Source organism: Lentibacillus kapialis (genome assembly GCF_014646635.1).
Classification (GTDB): domain Bacteria; phylum Bacillota; class Bacilli; order Bacillales; family Amphibacillaceae; genus Lentibacillus; species Lentibacillus kapialis.
Map to the genome: position 1 here is coordinate 1 of NZ_BMNQ01000064.1, position 19144 is coordinate 19144.

Consider the following 19144-nt stretch of genomic DNA (forward strand, 5'->3'; position numbering starts at 1 on the left):
TTATTTTCGTCCGAACAGCGTATTTTTAGAAAACTTCAGGTTATGAAGCAACATTTTCTCGGAAAATAGACGCTTATGATTTTTTTATTGATTTATGAAATTCCCCCGTTTTTGGGGGCTAACCATCCAATATTTTTCTTAAAACAGCTCATTGCAACATAAACTTACATTTGCACTTTTTTTACCTCAAGATTCACACTTAGTATAAAGGAAAGAGCTAATTAATGAATCATAACACCTGACAGGTAAAACAAAGACAAAAACCCTCTCTGGCAATGTTATAGATCGTGACCGACAGATGGTGGAAATTGATCATAAAATGGGCAACGGAACAACTATGAAAAGCTGCCATTGCCCAAGTTTATTAAAGCATTCAATTATATTAACCAAACAACCGATCAATCGTATCAATTGTTTCCTGTGTGAGTTCAATCTCTCCAGCACGTTTATTGTCTGTCACCTGACCGGCCCGTTTAGCACCAGGGATCACAACATCCAGTGAAGAACGGGAAAAGTACCAAGCGAGTACAACATGTGCCACATCTTCACCATAGTCATTTGCAATGTCACGCAGTTTGTCCACTTTTTTCAAATTTTCCCGGAAAGCTTCGCCCTGGAAACTGGGTTTGCTCGCCCGAATATCTGTAAAGGTGGATGACGCATCATATTTTCCTGCCAACAGACCGGACTCCAGAGGGAAGTATGGGATAAATGTAATCGCCTGCTCAGCCGTATAAGGCAGCATTATTGTCTCGGCCTCCCGGTGCAGCAGGTTGTACTCTGCCTGCACAACATCAACATAACCGTCCTGATTGGCTTCTTTCAGCTCATCCATTGAAAAATTGGAAACACCAATTGAGCGAATTTTTCCCTGATCGCGCAATTCCTTCAATGCACCAACTGCTTCATATTTCGGTGTATCTTTGTCCGGATAATGAATATAAAATAAATCGATATAATCAGTCTGCAAACGGCGCATACTGTTTTCGACCTGTTGTTTCAAAAACGTCGGATGGTTGTTCATCACAATATCATCCCCGACAAATTCGTGCGCCCCTTTGGTTGCCAGAGCAATGTCCTCACGTTTATATTCGTTCATAACGTCGCCAATAAGTTCCTCAGAACGACCCAAGCCATACATATAAGCCGTATCGAGCATGTTCATGCCATCATCCAATGCGGCACGAACCATATCTTTACCCTGCTCCTCATCCAGCATGTTCGGATAAATATTATGACCTCCAACTGCATTTGTGCCGAGTCCTACTGGATAAACACGGATATCTGATTGACCTAAATAAACCTGTCTGTTCATGTTATCGACTCCTTTACTTAACTCTTTCCGATACAAATGTTCTTCCACTTTTTCTTTTTTATAAAACGTACTCGGATACTTCGATGCAGGGAGTTCTTCTCACGTATCAGGCGGCGATATCGTTGCGAGATTAGTGATTATCAACCCGATAATGTTGGATATCGACCTCTGGGCAGCGGGTATCAACCCGAGCGCGAAGAACATCATCCCGGGAACGTCGAACATTAGCTCATGGGCAGCGAGTACCAGTCGGAAATTTGGATGAAAAAGAAAATCAAAGGATATATCGATAAGGGTGAAGACAGCTGATGTCTAACTAAGACGGAACACAAGTAATAGTATGTTCTCTTTTCAATTAAGTTGATGGTGCTCTGGCGCAAGTCAGCAGGCGACTATCGGGAGTCTCGCGCGATATTTCAGAGGTGTCGCGCGAAATTGTGCGGTCCTCGCGCGAAATTCCGAGGACGTCGCGCGAAATTCCGAGGGCCTCGCGCGAAATTCCGAGGGTCTCGCGCGAAATCCGGTTGCGGGGGTTCCCCCTCCCCTTCACAACCTCTAGCCTCTAAGTTACTTAAACAAAAACGTCAGCCTCCAAAAGAGCAGTGATTTTGGAACAAACGGAAAAACAGTATTTCGAAATCCGATCAATAACGGATTCTGCCATTGGGCCGCCCGACCGATCTGCCTGGAAAGTTTGATGACCTTTTCTGTTTTGTTAACGCGTCTTGCTTCATACCATGCCAGAGCGTTTTCCATGGAAGGTTCTATATCGATGGCATGCATTAATTCATAAGCATCTTCAATCGCCTGGCCGGCACCCTGACCCATATTTGGCGTTGCCGCATGAGCCGCATCACCAAGCAAAATAATGCGGTTATGCACAAAGGAATTCAGCGGTTTAATATCATATAAATCATGATGTAAAAAGGAAGCATCCTTTGCCTCGCTGATCAACCGTTCCACAGCAGGCGAAAAATGTGCAAATAACTTTGCTGCTTCTTTTTTATCCAAATTCGCATAATGCGCATCGCCTTCAACCGCATTAACACATGCGAACCAGTACACATCACCGCCATGTAGCGGTGCCCAACCGAACCGGCCGTGCTTCGACCAAGCTTCCGATGAGATATGGGGCGGAACATCCCCATTGTTTTCCGTAATACCGCGCCAGCACGTATAACCCGCGTAACGCGGCTGACTGTCGGAAATAAGCGTCTGACGAAAGATCGAACGAATGCCGTCAGCTGCCATAACATAGTCAAAATCATCCCTGGTATTATCCTGAAATCTCAATGTGACACAATCATCGTGTTGCACAAAGTCAATCACCTGTTTACCAAAATAAAAATAAGCAGGGTCGACAGCGTCAAATAAGGCTTCATGCAAATCCGCCCGATGAATGGCGAGCGTTTCCTCACCGAATTTTTTCTTTAATCGGGAAAAATCAATCCTGTTCATTACGTCTAATCTGCCATTTAAAAAACGTTGCTCATGGAGCGGCATGCCGGCTTTTATCACATCCCCTGCTATTCCCATGCGATCCAAAGCTAGCATCGCGTTACTCCCGATGCCAAGACCGGCGCCAAGCGGCTTAAACGAATGCGCCTGCTCAAACACATGCGCTTTTATATTAATTTTTTGCAGTCCAGCAGCTAAAGCAAGACCGCCAATACCGCCACCAATAATGGCAATCTTCATTCAACCCACCTCCAGCACGTTACTTCCATTATACAATGGCACGGTCGTTTTAAAAATAAAACGTCCACACTGCAAAATCAAGAAAGCAGGTCCTTAACAGCCGGTTATATATTGATCAAGCGTTTGATCAACCGCCCTAAAGCAGACCATTACAGCTTTACTGGGACAGGATCCTGCGTACGGAAATGAGATTGAACAGCTATACAACATTATAATTTCTTTACTTTGTTGTTTTTTCCTCAAATTTTTCTTATAATAGATATTGGTTTGAATCACGGGATGTAGCTCAGCTTGGTAGAGCACTAGCATGGGGTGCTAGGGGTCGTAGGTTCAAATCCTGTCATCCCGATAAGCGTAAGCGCCTGAAACCTGACAAAAGCGGGTTTCAGGTTTTTATAATTTGATTTTGCCTCAATAATTTCCCGACATCTTCCTCCCGGCAATCGACATTTAGATTTCGATGAATCCCCATGAATCAGCTGAATTAATCGTTCTTTTTTTACATCACTTACTTCCCCCTTCCCGCGGTACGTTTCGTGAACACTTTTCTCATTAAACGATAAAAATTGACTGGTCTGACAAATTGTAGACGTTTATTCCCTTATGACACCAGGAAGCCTCCAACTCATTTGACCTACCCTGCATATTGGATGTAAAATATGAATATATTCATTTATGAATGAATTCACCTAAATCAAAAAAGGGGACAACCGGATTGGGATTACGTGAGAAAACCAAACAAAAAAATCAGCGACGTATTTTAAAAACCGCCGAGAAAAAATTTAAAGAACAAGGATACCAGCAGACATCGATGACCGAAATTGCCCGGGAGGCGGAAGTTGGCACTGGAACGATCTATAATTATTTTCCTTCCAAGGGTGCGCTGCTTATCACGCTTTTTTCCAATGAAATGGAAGTGATACGCAACAAGACACAGACAGAACTGCATGCCGATTCGGTTTATTTTATGGAGCAGCTGAAGCAGCTTCTGCATCAATCGCTTACATTCATTGAGCACTATCCGAAATCGTTTTGGCAGGAGTTAATGCCCGTTTTGACAGACCAATCCAGGGAACAGACCGACTTGCGAACGAAGGCATTCCAGCTTGATATGGAGGCGATCGTATGGTTTGAGCAATTAATCGAAAAACACCAGAACACGTTTACGCTAACTGTTGATGCGAAACAAGGGGCATTTGCCATTTACAGTGTGATAGCCGCGCAAACCATCCTATATGTGTACGATCAAGATATGACCTATGATCAGCTGCTGGCAAATATCAACAAGCAGATTCATTTCATGTTTGACGGTAAAATCAGGGAAGGAGATTCATAATGACGGTATTAAAAACGAAAGGGATCACGAAAAGGTTCGGTAAGTTCCAAGCGCTTGATGGTATTGATATGGACGTCCAGCTGGGGGAAATTTACGGATTCATTGGACCGAATGGCGCCGGCAAATCAACAACTATTCGAATTTTGTTGGGCATCATCAAAGCCACTAGTGGAAAAGCGGAAATTTTCGGTAAGGACACATGGAAAAAAGCCGTATCCATTCATCAGCATATCGCTTATGTCCCTGGAGATGTCAACATATGGCCGAATCTGACGGGCGGTGAGGTTATTGATTTGTTTTTAAAATTGCGCGGTGATAAAAACACAGCCAAGCGAGAGGCGCTTATCCGGCGGTTTGATCTGGATCCAACCAAAAAATGCCGAACCTATTCCAAAGGGAACTTGCAAAAAGTTGCCTTGATTGCTGCCTTGGCGTCAGATGCCGATTTATTTATCCTGGATGAACCAACATCAGGGCTGGATCCACTGATGGAACATGTTTTTCAGGAATGTGTGCTTGAATTGAAAGAAGCCAGCAAAAGCATTCTCTTGTCCAGCCATATTTTGTCTGAAGTGGAGCAATTGTGTGACCGGGTCGGCATTATCCGCCGAGGAAAAATCATCGAAAGTGGGACATTGCGGGAGATGCGCCATTTGACGCGCAGCCAAATATACGTCGAAACCAAACAGTCGATAACCGGACTGGATAGCTTTCAGGGGGTTCATAATCTGACAGAAAGAGATGCAGGTATCTCATTTCAGGCCGATTCGGACGCACTTGACCCATTGATGCAACATATTAGTCAATTCGGTGTGATAAAGCTGGAAAGTGCGCCGCCGACATTGGAGGATTTGTTTATGCGCCATTATCAACAGCAGGAACAATCCACCCCGGCAACGGGAGGCATTACGCATGGCTAATCCTTTTAAAGAAATGCCACACATAATGGGATTGCTTGTCCGTCAGCTGCGCTTGAAAATCCTGCTCTGGCTCGCCGGATTTGCTATCATCATCGTAGCGACGATAACCGCTTATCCAAGCGTTTATCCGGATGAGGAGGCAAGGCGCGGATTTGCCATCACCATGAATAACCCCGCCATGGAGGCCATGGTCGGTTCGAGCTACAGTTTGCAGGACTTTTTGTCGACAACAGCTACATTATTCGCGCAGGAAACCATGCTCTTCACCCTGGTGACTGTGGCTGTCATGAACATTATGCTCGTCAGTCGCATGACCCGCGGGGACGAAGAAGAAGGACGAACCGAATACATTCGCTCACTGCCAATTGGACGTTTGTCCTATTTAGGTGCCGCCATGCTCGTCATCACCGTCGTCAACATACTATTGGCAGCGATTATCGGAACAGGGCTTTGGGCGACAGATATAGATGGCACCGATTGGCAAAGCGCGTACTTGTATGGATCCATTCTCGGTGGCGTGGGGCTCGTATTTGCCGGCATTACAGCATTTTTGGCTCAGCTTGCAGAAACCGCAAGAGGAACAACCATGATTTCTTTTGGTGTTCTGGCTGTTGCCTATCTTGTGCGTGCTTTTGGCGATGTCAGCAGTGATACCCTGTCATTAATCTCACCGCTCGGCTGGGGAATGCGGACGAATGTGTTCATCCAAAATGACTGGTGGCCCGTGTACAGCTGTCTGATTGCCGCATTTATTCTCACTGCCGGTGCTTTTTATCTCCATCGCACCCGGGATCTGGACGCAGGCTTCATTCCGCCAAAACCAGGTAATGAACACGCCTCTATTTTTCTGAAAACACCACTTGGCTTCACTGTTCACGAGCAGCGGGTACCGATTATTGTATGGGCGGTTTTTATTGTTCTTTTTAGCGCTTCATTCGGCTATATTCTGGACGATCTGGAAACTTATTTTGCTGATAATCCGTTCCTTGAAAAAATGATGCAAGGCGAATCGGATGTCAAGAATCAATTTGTGACGCTATTAATTGCCATGATGTCCTTAATCAGTGCTGTTCCGGCGGTTATAACCATCATGGCATTGAAAAAAGAAGAAACGGCAAACCGGATCGAAAATTTTCTCAGCAAGGCTATCTCCCGTACCACAGTTATGAGCAACTATCTATGGCTCGCCGTGATCACCAGTATTCTGATGCAAGCGCTAATCGCACTCGGTCTGTGGGGAGCAAGCATAGCCGTATTGGATCAGCCGCTGGATGCCGGCGACATTTTCCTCGCGGCGTTTATGTATCTTGCAGCCATCTGGGTGCTGCTTGGCTTGAGCATCTTGGTGATTGGTCTTGTTCCCAAAATCGCCAGTATCATCTGGCTCTATCTCATCTATGGATTTATTATTATTTTTCTCGGGGATGTTCTGGATCTTCCGGATTGGGCCAACAACCTGTCAGTATTTGAAACCGTCCCGGCACTCCCATCCAACGCGTTCGATAGGATGCCTGTCATCCTGTTGCTGGGGATCAGCCTGGTTACGTCCCTGGCAGGATTCATCAGTTATAATAAACGGGATATTCAGGGCTGATGGGCGAGCCGGCCCGGTTCACTATGCAAAAATTGAGGATTCAAAAAGAGCCTCTGTTGCTGGTGTGAGGCTCTTTTATCCATCGTGATGCGCAGCGGGGTCATTCCTGCCCAAACATCAAAAAACGACAACTGATTGCTGCAGTTATGTTAGAAAAACTCGGCGTTCGCCTCGTCTTATAGCGAATGCCGAAGCTTTTGTGCAGACATTCATTTTCATGGTAGGTGGTGGCTACGAGAAGGCGTAGCCATGTTCGTTTCTTATAAGGTCATCTATAATTTATTCTTTCTGACGTTATAAGATAATTGCTGTGACATATACCCGATCCCATGCTCATTCTGTCAAATCAATTTTCTTACTCAGAAAGTAAATAACCACACCACCTATGGACATGGAAAAAAGCTCGCCTGCTGCAACGGTCAACCATGTATAAAAAAAGGGAAAGTCAAACAAAATCACGAGTTGAGCGGCAACAGTAAACATCGAGAAGGCAAATACGACTGCAGTGATCGCCATTTTGACAATGTCATGTTTGATTCGTCTGGTCAAAAAACGGCATAACAACAGTACCAACAAGGTCGCCGTCCCGCCAATCGGCACGTCGAGAATCCATGTGGGGGACATAAAATTGACAATCAGCACACCCGAGGTAACAGCAATCACATACCGTTTATTGTAAAGTGCAAGATAATTGAACATTTCGGAAAGCCGGAGCTGAATCGCCCCAAAACTAATGACAGCCAAAAAAGCCGTGACAACGACGTATAAAGAAGCGACAAGCGCTATTTTGGTCATCTCCGCCGCTGGTAAAATGGAAGGTTGAAGCGGGCTGTGGGTCACAGATTTATTCATCGCTCGTTCTCCTTTGTAAAATAGCACGGGGGCTATTTTAGTGATAACTGAGACCAAAGGAAAACTAAGTGCCGCAGTGCTAGCGCTCTAACCAGCTATTTCATTATAGCAAAGCATTGAAAGACCGTCCATGCCTGTGAGTAATCGCAATGCTGGGCAGGCCGATCCATTTGCAGGCACACATCGCTATTTGATAGTCCAGCCACCGTCCAGCCGCAGCACCTCCCCGTGCATATAATCTGCAGCGTGACTGGCAACAAACAACGTCAGATCGGCTACTTCCCGCGGTGTCGCCCATCTGCCCGCAGGCGTCTCATTGGCCACCCAGTCCGCCATCTCACCGCCCCCTGCAAAATCCGCCTGATTCATCGGCGTCTTAATCGCACCGGGGGCTATCGCATTAGCCCGTATTCCGGAGCGGCTGTAATCATAAGCAAGCTGCTTTGTATAGCCGATGATGGCGTGCTTTGACGCCGTATATACTGCCCCGCCGCCACCAGGTACAATTCCGGCAATCGAAGCCATCGTGACAACAACTCCCGCTTGGCGCTTAAGCATCTCCGGCAGCACCGCATTTGTCACCAGATACAGTCCCTTCACATTCGTATCCATCACCGCCTCCCACAATGACTCATCCGTATCCAGTGTCGCGGCGTACCCATCCAGTATCCCTGCTGTATTCAATAAAATATCGATTTTGTGAAACTGTGCCAGACACCGGTTCACAGCTGCAGTGACCGCATCTTTGTCAGATACACTCCCGACATAATAGGAAAAACGTTCCTGATATAACGTGGATAAATGAGACAATCCATCTTCTTTTTTATCAAATCCAAACACCCATGCCCCGTTTTCCAGAAACCGCTGCGCTTGCGCCATGCCAATCCCTGAATCCGCTCCTGTCACGAAAACCACTTTGCCATGGTACTCCTCAAATATCATTATCCGCCTCCTTTTTATCGCGCCTTAGTCTATAAAGGAATCGACGTGAACTATATATTAGTCCACGACCTTCCAATCATCCGCCAAAATATCACACACAGTCGGCGTAAACATCGTATAGCCTTCCCCTTCCACATTAATTAACATATACGGATTCAGCTTTTCACCGTCATGAACACTTTCACCTACGAGCTTCACATACAATTCGGGACCGCCCCACCCGGTACGAATCACCTTTTCCCCCGATTTCAGTAGTGGCAGTACATTTTCAAATGTCATCACGCTCACATCCTTTTCAATGATAGTCTATCAGCCAGTATATCATCCTGCCGTCTAGTGCAACAGACTGACTTCATGTGGAAGCTTATGAGAACCTCTCGCTCAAGTTGTGCGGCTTCCCGCACGAGTTCGGGCCGCTCTCGCTCAAGTTGCAGGACTTCTCGCACGAGTTCGGGCCGCTCCCGCTCAAGTTGCGCGGCTTCTCGCACGAGTTCGAGCCGTTCTCGCTCAAGTTGCAGGACTTCCCGCACGAGTTCGAGCCGTTCTCGCTCAAGTTACGCGACTTCTCGCACGAGTTCGGGCCGCTCTCGCTCAAGTTGCAGGACTTCCCGCACGAGTTCGGGCCGCTCTCGCTCAAGTTGCAGAACTTCCCGCACGAGTTCGGGGGGTTCTCGCTCAAGTTGCAGGACTTCTCGCACGAGTTCGGGCCGCTCTCGCTCAAGTTGCGCGACTTCTCGCACGAGTTCGGGCCGCTCTCGCTCAAGTTGTGCGATCAAATGCGTTAAACCGGGTTGACAATTCAATAAAAAAACAAATACAATAAACATATGATTATCAGATAAACAATTGTTTACATAAGAGAGGTGACGAATTAAATAGTATCATGAAGCCTCCTCCATTATCTGCATTAGCGTTTCCCTGCAGACTGGACATTCTATTAGTCATACAACAGAATACAGAAACATTCGATCCCGTAGGTAAACACAATGCAAGAATCGAAACAGAAATAACTGTTTAATAGAAAAATCCATACAACTTAAATCTCTTTTTCTATTAAAAAACTCGGTATGTGCCTTGCCTTATAGCGGGGACGCCGAGGTTTTTTTATAAAGTTATCTAGAATTAATACTTTCTGACATTATAAAAATGAGCACCTCATTTTATGAAATAATTTGCTCACTTTGAAAACGTTAACAGCTAGAGAGGGGACAACTTATGAATGTAGTATTCATGATCACAGGGTTATTATTTGTGTTTGCTGTTGGGTATCTATTCAGTAACGACAGAAAACATATTAAATACAAACGAATAGGTATCATGCTGGGTGTGCAATTCATTCTGGTCTTCACGTTAATGAACACAAGTGCCGGCTTGACCATAGTTACAAATATAGGAAAGTTTTTTGAGCAACTGATGTCCATTGCCGACGCCGGAATCGATTTTGTGTTGGGCGGTATTGTTAACGAGGGTGAAGAACCTTTCATATTCTCAGCCCTGCTGCCGCTTGTTTTTATTTCTGTCCTAATTGGAATATTTAACCATTTCAAAATACTGCCTGTCATCATTAAATACACCGGAATCATTTTAAGTAAAATAACCGGGATGGGAAAATTGGAAAGTTATTTCGCTGTTTCCACAGCCGTTCTTGGGCAGCCGGAAGTATTTTTGACAGTCATGAAGCAAATACCTTTATTATCACAGAAAAGACTGTATACCATTTGCACATCGGCTATGAGCGCCGTCAGCATGGCCATGGTAGGTGCTTATATGACGATGCTGGAACCTAAGTATGTCGTAACCGCTGTAGCCTTAAACATATTCAGCGCACTCATTATCGCTAATATTATTAACCCTTATGATGTATCAGATGAAGAAGATTTAATACAAACGGATGAGCAAAAACGCGTTCCATTCTTTCAAATGGTTTCGCAGAGTGTCATGGACGGTCTCAAACTGGTCGTTACCGTTGCAGCTATGCTATTAGGATTTATTTCCTTAATGGAGTTAATCAACGTTATCTTTCTCGGTATGTTTGATATCTCGTTCCAAACGTTAATGGGCTATGTGTTTGCACCTGTTGCTTTTATAATGGGAGTACCGTGGTCAGAAGTCGTTGATGCAGGGAGCATTATGGCAACTAAACTGGTCACGAATGAATTTGTAGCCATGTTGAATTTTGAAAAGATATCAGAAGGACTTTCCCAAAAAACAACAGCTATTGTTTCCGTTTATCTTGTGAGTTTCGCCAACTTCGGTACCGTGGGTATTGTAGCCGGCTCCATCAGGTCAATCAGTGAAAAACAAGGTAATTATATATCCAAAGTTGCCTTAAAACTATTACTGGGTGCTACGCTGGCCTCTGTCATATCAGGAACTATTATGGGGCTCGTCATATAAGGAAGGAAAATGCCCGCTTCTAACCGGCATGTGAGAGTACATAAGAGAGAGGTCAAAATATGGGCGCGTAGTCTTTGAACATGGGCGCGGAAACTGAAATATGGGCGGGAATTTCAAGATTTGGGAGCGGAAACTGAAACATGGGCGGAAGTTTCAAGATTTGGGCGCGAAAACGCAAACTTGGATGCCAAATCCAAAATTTGACCGCTAAAACGCAAACTTGGGCGCGAGAGCCGAATCCCCCTCTTTAGAAAACTCGGCATTCGCGTCGTCCTATAGCGAATGCCGGAGCGTTTCTTATAAGGTCACCCATAATTTATACTTTCTGACCTTACTAGAAATTCTAGCCGTGTCGCGCCTCCAGGCTCTTATTCAACACTGCCATAACACTTTGCGCTTCGCCTGCCCGGGGAATCAAAAGACCCACCAGCCTTATGGTTGGTGGGTCCAACTTTATAATTGGAAAGTGACAGGAACTCTTACCGGTTAATCGAAGCGGCCATACGTATATACGTATGCCGTTTACCGCGGATGGCCACGGAATAATCCATGATATTTTCGGGCGCAGCAATCCCGTGTTCACCAGCATCACCAATATGATGGATATCCGCTCCGGCCATTTTGTTATGAAGCGCCATTTGCTGAATCGTTTCTTTTGCCGCTCCTTCCTGGCTTGTGCCGATTGCGGTTAATGCCAGCGCACCTTGCTCATGGGCGGCCTGAATCAACGCTTCTGTCTTCTCCAGCGTCGCTCCGGGAACAGTGCCGGTACCCGGAAGCAAAATGATGTCCGCACCCGCCCGGGTAAATTCGGTGACCACATCTTGGTCCACGATGCCACTGCCGGCCTCACCCTTGACACCTGCACCGTGCATTTTTCCGGCTATAATCATAATGTCATCCTGAAAGACATCCTTCGCTTCCCTGATCGATTTCAAAATCGCCGCATTGGTCACCCCTGTCTTGGGATTGCCGGTTAGACAAACAAAATCGGCCCCCATAGCTTTCAATTTCTCCAGCGATTCACGGGTGGCGGTACGCCCTTTTGGCAGCGTATCCAATGTTTCAGCGTTATCCGCATCAGGATCAACCGGCTCCAGGTTTATCCCAACCGGCCGGCCTATCAATGTTTTCAACGCTTTAATAACATGCTCCGAATTTTCCACGGCAAGCCCCTCGATGTTAGGCCGGTCAACGTCAAATAAGTTCAGCAAAATCATATCTGCTCCAAAAGCAGCCGCATATTCCGCGTTCGTTAACCCGGGGTACAATGGTGTAACAGCGCATACAACTTCGGACAACATCACCCTGCCTTCTGAGGCGTCAATAGCTTGTCTCAGCTGCCGCCCATTCATGGCGTTAAAATCTGAAGCCGTGCAGTTCAATAATCGTTTCATCATTAAATCATCCTTTCTGCCGATTTTTTTTAGAAAAACTCGGTATTCACCTCGTCTTACAGCGAATGCCGAACCTTTTTTTATAAGGTCATCCATAATTTATGCTTTCTGACGTAACAAAAAAGTTATCATGCATGCCACAACCTCGCAGGACGCCCAAGCCAGTACCCTATCTACTTATTCATACTTTCCCTTCAATCGGACAAATGCCACACCTTCCAATACAGTAGATGTCGTATTTCCGTGTTCATCTTTTTCGATCATTTGCAAGACCTGATGACGTTCATTCCCGACAGGTATGATCATCCTACCGCCTGCAGTCAGCTGCTCCAGCAATTCGGCCGGAATCCGGCTCACTGAAGCGGTTACCATAATGCGGTCATACGGTCGGTGTTCCGGCCAACCGAGACTTCCATCGCCGCGTTTGAAATAAATATTCGTAAAACCTTTCGCATTCAGCCGCTTTTTAGCCTTTTGGTATAATGGGTCAACCCGCTCCACCGTGTATACTTCCCGGCAAAAAGCCGCAAGCAAAGCTGTCTGGTATCCGGATCCTGTTCCAATTTCCAGTGCACGCGAATCAGACTGCAGACCAAGCTTCAGAGTCATGTCCAGGACCAGTGTCGGCTGGGAGATGGTTTGGCCAAAACCAATCGACACAGGGCAGTCAGCTGCTGAAACTTTCGTATCCGAATCCATAAAATGACGGCGGTCCAGCTGATTGAAGTAGGCGACGATTTCTTCTCTCCGATCACACACGATAGATCCCCCTTTCTCAAATGGCCTCATTCAGACATTTTCGCGCTCGAAAGACCGGTTGAACAACCGGATCGATTGTATGACTTAACGGACTCTATTTTAGCCGAAGCGCTTCATATTCATCCAAAGCTGCAGCCGCCTATTATCCCGAATACCTTTAGGCATAATTCCAGCCCTTACACAGGCTTAAAAACAGGCATAACCGCGGCTGGCAATGCTATAACTTGTCGGCTCTTATGCCGATTTTCTCAAAAAAAGAATAACATCATGAAGACTCCCAGTAAGTCAATTATATCAAAGACATGGGAAAACGTAAGATTTGTGGATTTCCAGTTTGCCGAAAAAAGTACCGCGAAAAGTGACAAACACCTGAACTTTCAATTTGACAAGAGTCCATTCACTCATTATAATATAAACTAAATTGTTCAATATGTTCTATATAAATTAAATAATTGGATCTTTTAGAAGGGAGGCATCATAAGCCGATGGACGAAAACCATGATGATTTCCAGCGAATCGAAGCATCACGCGACATCTTAATCAGCGCTATAGCTCAAACCATGGTCATATATGGCGTTACACCTTCAGTGGGAAGAATTTACGGTACGCTCTATTTCGCGGATAAACCACTTAATCTTGATGAAATCAAAGACGAAGTGGCAATGAGTAAAGGAAGCGTTAGTACAGGATTGCGTGAACTGCTTGATACCGAAATGGTCATTAAAGTCTGGAAAAAAGGCGAACGAAAGGATCATTTTATTGCAGAAAAAGACTTTTTCCGAAATTTCTTCGCCTTTTTTGTGAAAATCCTAAGACAAGAGCGGAATATTATTTCGCGGGCCAATGAACAAGTTGAAGGCACGCTTCAGGACATCGCAGCCAATGGTGAATCTGACGAAGCAAAAGAAATGGCTCAAAAAGATCTGGCCGACATTGAACAGACCAATGTTTATTTTGACTGGACGCTTAAACTGGCAAACGCAATGGAATCCGGCGATATATTCAATTTTATTCCCAAACACAATCAAGAAGGTGATGACACTGGAAACAACGAAAACAGCTCTCGTAATCATTGATATGCAAAAAGAAAGTCAATTCGGCATCCAAGGCCTCGACCAAATCGTCCACGAAACGCGTGCGTTAATCAGCGAATGCCGAAAACACAACATCCCGATTATTTACACCCGGCATATCAATCGCAATGACACGGTGGGGCTATCCAAACAAGAACCCTTAAATCACAAGGGCAAGCCGGTATTTTACAATAGTGAAACCGAAGCAATCGACATCATAGACGCTATTCAACCCAATAATCATGATATTGTCATCGATAAATACCGCTGGAGTGGTTTTTATGACACACATCTGGATCTGATTTTAAAAAGTATGGGGATCGAACACATCATCTTAGGCGGCGTCGTGACAGACGGATGTGTGATGACCTCCGCTTTTGACGCCTATTTTCGCGATTATCAGGTGAACCTGGTGAAAGACATGTGCGGTGCCACAAACGAAGGTGCGCACATGAGCTCAATTTTAACGATGGCCAATTGGATTTATAATCTCGCCATTTTTGATGCATCCGAAATGATAAAAAAACTTTCCGGACAGGCATACAATTCCTGGGAATCAACCTATTCAGATCAACTACAATTCACACCGGAAAATATGCGGGACGTTTTTGCCCGTCTCAACCACAAAACACAGTCTCCGCAATCGGATACGGAGCATAATCAGAACGCAGCACAATAAAACTAGAGGAGGAATAACCATAATGATAAAACATACAAAATTACTGGCATTTACAATCTTACTCATGCTTACCATGATAGTGGCGGCATGCGGCGGTAATGACAGTTCTTCTGAAAATAGCTCGGATAAGGGTGACAACAGCGATGGCAAACTCAAGCTGGGACAAGAGGAATTGACCATTCCCTATGTCTCCTGGCCATCTGCTATCGCCAGTTCAAACGTCGTTAAAGTAGCGCTTGAAAACCAAGGCTATGACGTTAACTTAAAACAAGTTAACTCCGGCGCCATGTATACAGGGATTGCCGATCAGTCAGCCGACTCTTCCGTATGCATATGGCTCCCCAATACAGACGCCGATTATTGGGCAAAATATAAAGAAGACATCGAAATGCTCGGTCCCAACGTGGAAGGAACCCCACTCGGACTCGTCGTTCCCAAGTATATGGAAGACGTGAACTCCATCAAAGACTTAGCCAAAAACACCCATTCGGTCGGAGATAAAACAGAGTGGACCATCACAGGCATTGAACCCGGATCCGGTCAAATGGAAGTAACCAAGAACCAAGTTATGAAAGACTATGGATTAGATAAATGGACATTGCAATCCAGTTCCTCAGCAGCTATGGCCACATCACTCGGTGAAGCCATCAAGAATGAAGAACCGATTGTCGTAACGCTCTGGTCCCCTCATTGGTCCTTTTCAAAATGGGACTTGAAATACCTGGACGATCCGAAAAATTCATACGGGGATTCAGACGATATTAATACAATCGTACGTCAAGGATTGAAAAAAGACGCACCAAGAGCCTATGAAATCCTCGATCAATTCGCCTTAACCAAAGACGAACTCGAAAGCGTCATGGTCAAAATCAACAATGGCATGGAACCCGCAAAAGCTGCCCAAGAATGGGTAGACAAAAATGAAGACACTGTCAACGAATGGTATAAAACTATAAAATAATCAATCTGACTGTTGGTCGAAGTAGATGAGTAGAAATGCTCCATAGGTGAGGCCACCTATGGAGCATTTCTTTTTATGGCCGGATGGCGTCTCGCTCAAGTTTAGCGGGGGTGTCGCACGAGTTGGGGCGGTTCTCGCACGAGTTCAGCGGGTTCTCGCTCAAGTTCGGCCGGTTCTCGCACAAGTTGAGGCTGTTCTCGCTCAAGTTCGGCCGGTTCTCGCACGAGTTCAGCCGGCTCTCGCACGAGTTGGAGCGCTTCTCGCTCAAGTTCAGTCGGCTCTCGCACGAGTTGAGGCTGTTCCCGCACGAGTTGGAGCGGCTCTCGCTCAAGTTCGGCCGGTTCCCGCACGAGTTGAGGCTGTTCTCGCTCAAGTTCGGCGACCTCCCGCACGAGTTCGGCCGCTTCCCGCACGAGTTGAATCCGTTCCCCAATGTATCCTTTAAAACAAGTTCATCTGTTGGGTAATGTCACGTGTCTCCGATTCCTTATGGACATATCCCAGTGTTTTATAACTTTTCTTCCGATTATCAAACATTCTTGCCAACATGGGAACACTATGATCGACATAATCATACACTTGGACAACCATTTTCTTGTCATGTAATCTGTGCATTCGCCCAACGTATTGGTGCAGTGTCCCTTTCCCGGATACCGGCATCGTCAAAAACATCGTGTCCAGACGAGCGTTATCAAAACCTTCACCAATATACTTTCCGGTCGCGATAATCAATCTTTCCTCATTATCATAAAGTTCCTCTAATTTTTTTAATCGTTCTTGCTTTTCCTTTTTATTGAGTTCACCTGTCAATACAATTAAATTCTTAGTAAATGCCCTAAACATCGATGCAAGGTTTTGAACATGCTCAATTCTTTCTGTTAATATAATTGGAGATTTTCCCTCTTCCAAAGCATTTAGTACATCATTAAAAATCATTTCATTTCTATTTTGATCTGACACGAGTTCAGAATAGATTGCCTGTATATCTTTTTTTGAACTTTTGAACGATGTATATCTCGGCATTAATATATGCTTGAACGGTCGTACTTTAGCCTGTTCCTTAGCATTTATCTTGTACCGGATCGGACCAAGTTGCATCCTTGTAATTCGGTCGAGTCCATCTGTTCGTATTGGGGTTGCAGTCAGACCACACATATATGTCGATTCTGCTTTTTTTAATACCTTCTCAAACGTGAATGCCGGAATGTGGTGACATTCATCAACGATTATTTGTCCATAATTTTTGATGATGTCCTTCACAATACCGCCACTGTTTAAACTTTGAATCGTAGCAATATCCAAGTTCCCTCCCGCTGTATTTTTGCCACCTCCAATTTGACCAATCAGCCTTGATTCTGTTTTGAGAAATACTTTCAGACGCTCTTTCCATTGATCCATTAAATGCTTACGATGAACGATGACTAACGTATTCACCTTCCGTTTGGCAATCATAGTTGCCGCAATAACAGTCTTTCCAAATCCGGTGGTAGCTGACAGAACACCCGTATGATGTCTTAATAATGTTTGCAATGCTTCTTCCTGCTGAATGGATAATGTCCCGTGAAATTCAGCATCTAATGGCGCACCTGAATTCCTTTCATCACTTACGTTCATTTCAATTGATTTTTGTTCCAGGAATTGGTTCAGATCTTCCATACACCCTCTCGGTAAAATCAAATGAGATTCGGTTTCTTCTGAACAATCAATGATTCGTGGAATTTCTTTCGTGGATAACCTCTTCTTCTCCGCTTTGTAAAATGCAGGATTACTGAATCTTGCAAGCTGGGCAAGTTCCTGTATGAAATACTGAGGCAAGCCCTGTTTTGAAATATAGATGCCATCCTTCGTAAGCACACTAACTGTTCCCGGCATCTTTTCAACAGGTTCAGAACTTTCCCTCACAACATGATTCTGCGATACGATGGAATCGATATCTTTTTTTCGTACCTTTTTCACCGTCGACAAATAAAGCCATTGATTAGGATAAGGATGAAAATTTTCATCCACAAACACACTATTCCCTTGTTTTCGCGATTCACCCTGCAACGGCAAAGCGATTAAATTACCTACCTTCCCTTCAGGCACCGTATCCTGGTTCGGGAACATTCTGTCATAAGACTTCAGCGTGTTTTGATCACTTTTTTCCATTGTCTTTGTCAAAAGAGCTCTCCCAAATTTCCGTGCCACATTTGCTTTAACGGGCTCCTGAAAAAAGATCCAGGCATGACATCCGTTTCCAGACCGGGATTTTTCCACACTTACAGGCAAACCAAGGTCATTACACGTTTGAACAAAATGGTGCGCGTCGTTTTGCCAATTTTTCTTGTCGAAATCGACAGCCAAAAACCAGCATGACTGATCATGCAGAACAGGATAGAGCCCTATCGTCTGTTTACCACGGAGATGATCATAAATATCCTGATGTGTTAAAGCAAGAAAACGATTATTGCTACGGGCCGGGGAATAGCCCGATTTGCCATTATCCATTTCCCAGCGATAAGCAAAAACATCCTCCCGTCCTTTAAACAGACTTCTGAAAAGATTCACCCTTTCATTCAACTTCTCTTCTTTTGTTTTGTTTTCTGTATGTTTAGATGGTAATTGAGGCTCATATAGTTGTAGACGTTGTCGCAGTTCAGTATTCTCTTTTTTTAACCGCTCTATTTCCTTCATGGCTTTTTGTAATGTTTCTTCAGCTTCATGGCTCATTAATATACCCTCATTTAGTAAATACACTATAGTGGTATTATACAAGATTTCCAATAAGAGTGGGGATTAAACAGTATATGCCATGCTATATGAAGTTTTATTGAATAATCCACTCGGTTACTTTGTCCCCGACCCTTATGTTATTGAGGGCAAGAATATGAAACCAGGTACGAGGCCGATAAAAAAATGACCGCTTGTTTTCCATAATCGACTGCCAAATAGAAAAAGTGAATCAACGAGCCTTAGGACCCGTCAGTAGCACTGATCTTGACATCAAATAACATCAGGGAAATTTTAGAAAAACTTGGCTTATCGCCAAGCTTTAATGGCGAAAGCCTTAGTTGCACTTATGCAGTAAGAAATAATTTATACTTTCTTAACTGCTTAGAAAAACCGGGCAAAGTGCGGCCCGGTCTTTTTTCTATCTTCGTTAGAGAAAATCCGATAATTTATATGCCTGTCCATGTACGCCATTATAATACGCTGGATACATTTCCCCTCCACACATTTCA

General features: G+C 44.8%; 17 protein-coding genes and 1 tRNA gene. 10 read left to right on the plus strand and 8 right to left on the minus strand.

The window, feature by feature from the left end:
* Positions 1-382: 382 nt before the first annotated feature.
* Together IEW67_RS15375 and IEW67_RS15380 are read right to left on the minus strand one after the other, a co-directional pair.
* Entirely contained in the window at positions 383-1315 is a 933-nt protein-coding gene (locus IEW67_RS15375; protein ID WP_188633972.1) for an aldo/keto reductase, read from the minus strand.
* Between the two features lie 567 nt (positions 1316-1882).
* The gene (locus IEW67_RS15380) at positions 1883-3013 is read right to left on the minus strand and encodes an FAD-dependent monooxygenase (RefSeq protein WP_188633973.1); all 1131 of its coding nucleotides are present in this window, start codon (positions 3011-3013) and stop codon (positions 1883-1885) included.
* A gap of 275 nt (positions 3014-3288) precedes the next feature.
* Between IEW67_RS15380 and IEW67_RS15385 the strand changes: the two genes are divergently transcribed.
* The 4 genes from IEW67_RS15385 to IEW67_RS15400 all read left to right on the plus strand — a co-directional run bounded on the left by IEW67_RS15385 (position 3289) and on the right by IEW67_RS15400 (position 6863).
* A tRNA-Pro gene (locus IEW67_RS15385) sits at positions 3289-3362 on the plus strand.
* Positions 3363-3728: 366 nt separating this feature from the next.
* Positions 3729-4349, plus strand: coding sequence for a TetR/AcrR family transcriptional regulator (locus IEW67_RS15390; RefSeq protein WP_188633974.1), 621 nt, complete (start codon positions 3729-3731; stop codon positions 4347-4349).
* Positions 4349-5269: an ABC transporter ATP-binding protein gene (locus IEW67_RS15395; protein ID WP_188633975.1), complete on the plus strand. Its 921-nt coding sequence runs from the start codon at positions 4349-4351 to the stop codon at positions 5267-5269. The genes IEW67_RS15390 and IEW67_RS15395 overlap by 1 nt, the downstream gene beginning before the upstream one ends.
* Positions 5262-6863: an ABC transporter permease gene (locus tag IEW67_RS15400; RefSeq protein ID WP_188633976.1), complete on the plus strand. Its 1602-nt coding sequence runs from the start codon at positions 5262-5264 to the stop codon at positions 6861-6863. The genes IEW67_RS15395 and IEW67_RS15400 overlap by 8 nt, the downstream gene beginning before the upstream one ends.
* Before the next feature lie 333 nt (positions 6864-7196).
* On the opposite strand, the gene IEW67_RS15405 is transcribed toward IEW67_RS15400, so the two are convergent.
* The 3 genes from IEW67_RS15405 to IEW67_RS15415 all read right to left on the minus strand — a co-directional run bounded on the left by IEW67_RS15405 (position 7197) and on the right by IEW67_RS15415 (position 8936).
* Positions 7197-7715, minus strand: a complete 519-nt coding sequence (locus IEW67_RS15405) for a QueT transporter family protein (RefSeq protein ID WP_188633977.1) — start codon at positions 7713-7715, stop codon at positions 7197-7199.
* Positions 7716-7901: 186 nt separating this feature from the next.
* The gene (locus IEW67_RS15410) at positions 7902-8657 is read right to left on the minus strand and encodes a 3-oxoacyl-ACP reductase (RefSeq protein ID WP_188633978.1); all 756 of its coding nucleotides are present in this window, start codon (positions 8655-8657) and stop codon (positions 7902-7904) included.
* A 57-nt stretch (positions 8658-8714) separates the two neighbouring features.
* Entirely contained in the window at positions 8715-8936 is a 222-nt protein-coding gene (locus tag IEW67_RS15415) for a DUF2829 domain-containing protein (protein ID WP_188633979.1), read from the minus strand.
* A 77-nt stretch (positions 8937-9013) separates the two neighbouring features.
* Between IEW67_RS15415 and IEW67_RS15420 the strand changes: the two genes are divergently transcribed.
* Positions 9014-9442 carry a hypothetical protein gene (locus tag IEW67_RS15420; RefSeq protein ID WP_188633980.1) on the plus strand — a complete coding sequence of 143 codons (429 nt, stop codon included), beginning with the start codon at positions 9014-9016 and terminating at the stop codon, positions 9440-9442.
* A 430-nt stretch (positions 9443-9872) separates the two neighbouring features.
* Positions 9873-11054: a NupC/NupG family nucleoside CNT transporter gene (locus tag IEW67_RS15425; RefSeq protein WP_188633981.1), complete on the plus strand. Its 1182-nt coding sequence runs from the start codon at positions 9873-9875 to the stop codon at positions 11052-11054.
* 479 nt (positions 11055-11533) lie between these two features.
* On the opposite strand, the gene IEW67_RS15430 is transcribed toward IEW67_RS15425, so the two are convergent.
* Positions 11534-12451 carry a DUF7916 family protein gene (locus IEW67_RS15430; protein WP_188633988.1) on the minus strand — a complete coding sequence of 306 codons (918 nt, stop codon included), beginning with the start codon at positions 12449-12451 and terminating at the stop codon, positions 11534-11536.
* Between the two features lie 177 nt (positions 12452-12628).
* Positions 12629-13210: a protein-L-isoaspartate(D-aspartate) O-methyltransferase gene (locus IEW67_RS15435; RefSeq protein WP_229671890.1), complete on the minus strand. Its 582-nt coding sequence runs from the start codon at positions 13208-13210 to the stop codon at positions 12629-12631.
* 485 nt (positions 13211-13695) lie between these two features.
* On the opposite strand from IEW67_RS15435, the gene IEW67_RS15440 reads away from it, so the two are divergent.
* The 4 genes from IEW67_RS15440 to IEW67_RS15455 all read left to right on the plus strand — a co-directional run bounded on the left by IEW67_RS15440 (position 13696) and on the right by IEW67_RS15455 (position 16390).
* Entirely contained in the window at positions 13696-14286 is a 591-nt protein-coding gene (locus IEW67_RS15440) for a GbsR/MarR family transcriptional regulator (protein ID WP_188633983.1), read from the plus strand.
* A complete protein-coding gene (locus IEW67_RS15445; RefSeq protein ID WP_188633984.1) occupies positions 14246-14962 on the plus strand; it encodes a cysteine hydrolase family protein in 717 nt (238 codons plus the stop codon). Before IEW67_RS15440 ends, IEW67_RS15445 begins: the two co-directional genes overlap by 41 nt.
* Positions 14963-14984: 22 nt before the next feature.
* Positions 14985-15923 carry a glycine betaine ABC transporter substrate-binding protein gene (locus IEW67_RS15450; RefSeq protein WP_188633985.1) on the plus strand — a complete coding sequence of 313 codons (939 nt, stop codon included), beginning with the start codon at positions 14985-14987 and terminating at the stop codon, positions 15921-15923.
* Positions 15924-16006: 83 nt separating this feature from the next.
* On the plus strand, positions 16007-16390 hold the full coding sequence (locus IEW67_RS15455) for a hypothetical protein (protein ID WP_188633986.1): 384 nt from the start codon (positions 16007-16009) through the stop codon (positions 16388-16390).
* Here the strand turns inward: IEW67_RS15455 and IEW67_RS15460 are convergent.
* A complete protein-coding gene (locus tag IEW67_RS15460; protein WP_188633987.1) occupies positions 16365-18632 on the minus strand; it encodes a TOTE conflict system archaeo-eukaryotic primase domain-containing protein in 2268 nt (755 codons plus the stop codon). The two genes, IEW67_RS15455 and IEW67_RS15460, sit on opposite strands and share 26 nt — an antisense overlap.
* Between the last annotated feature and the right edge of the window lie 512 nt (positions 18633-19144).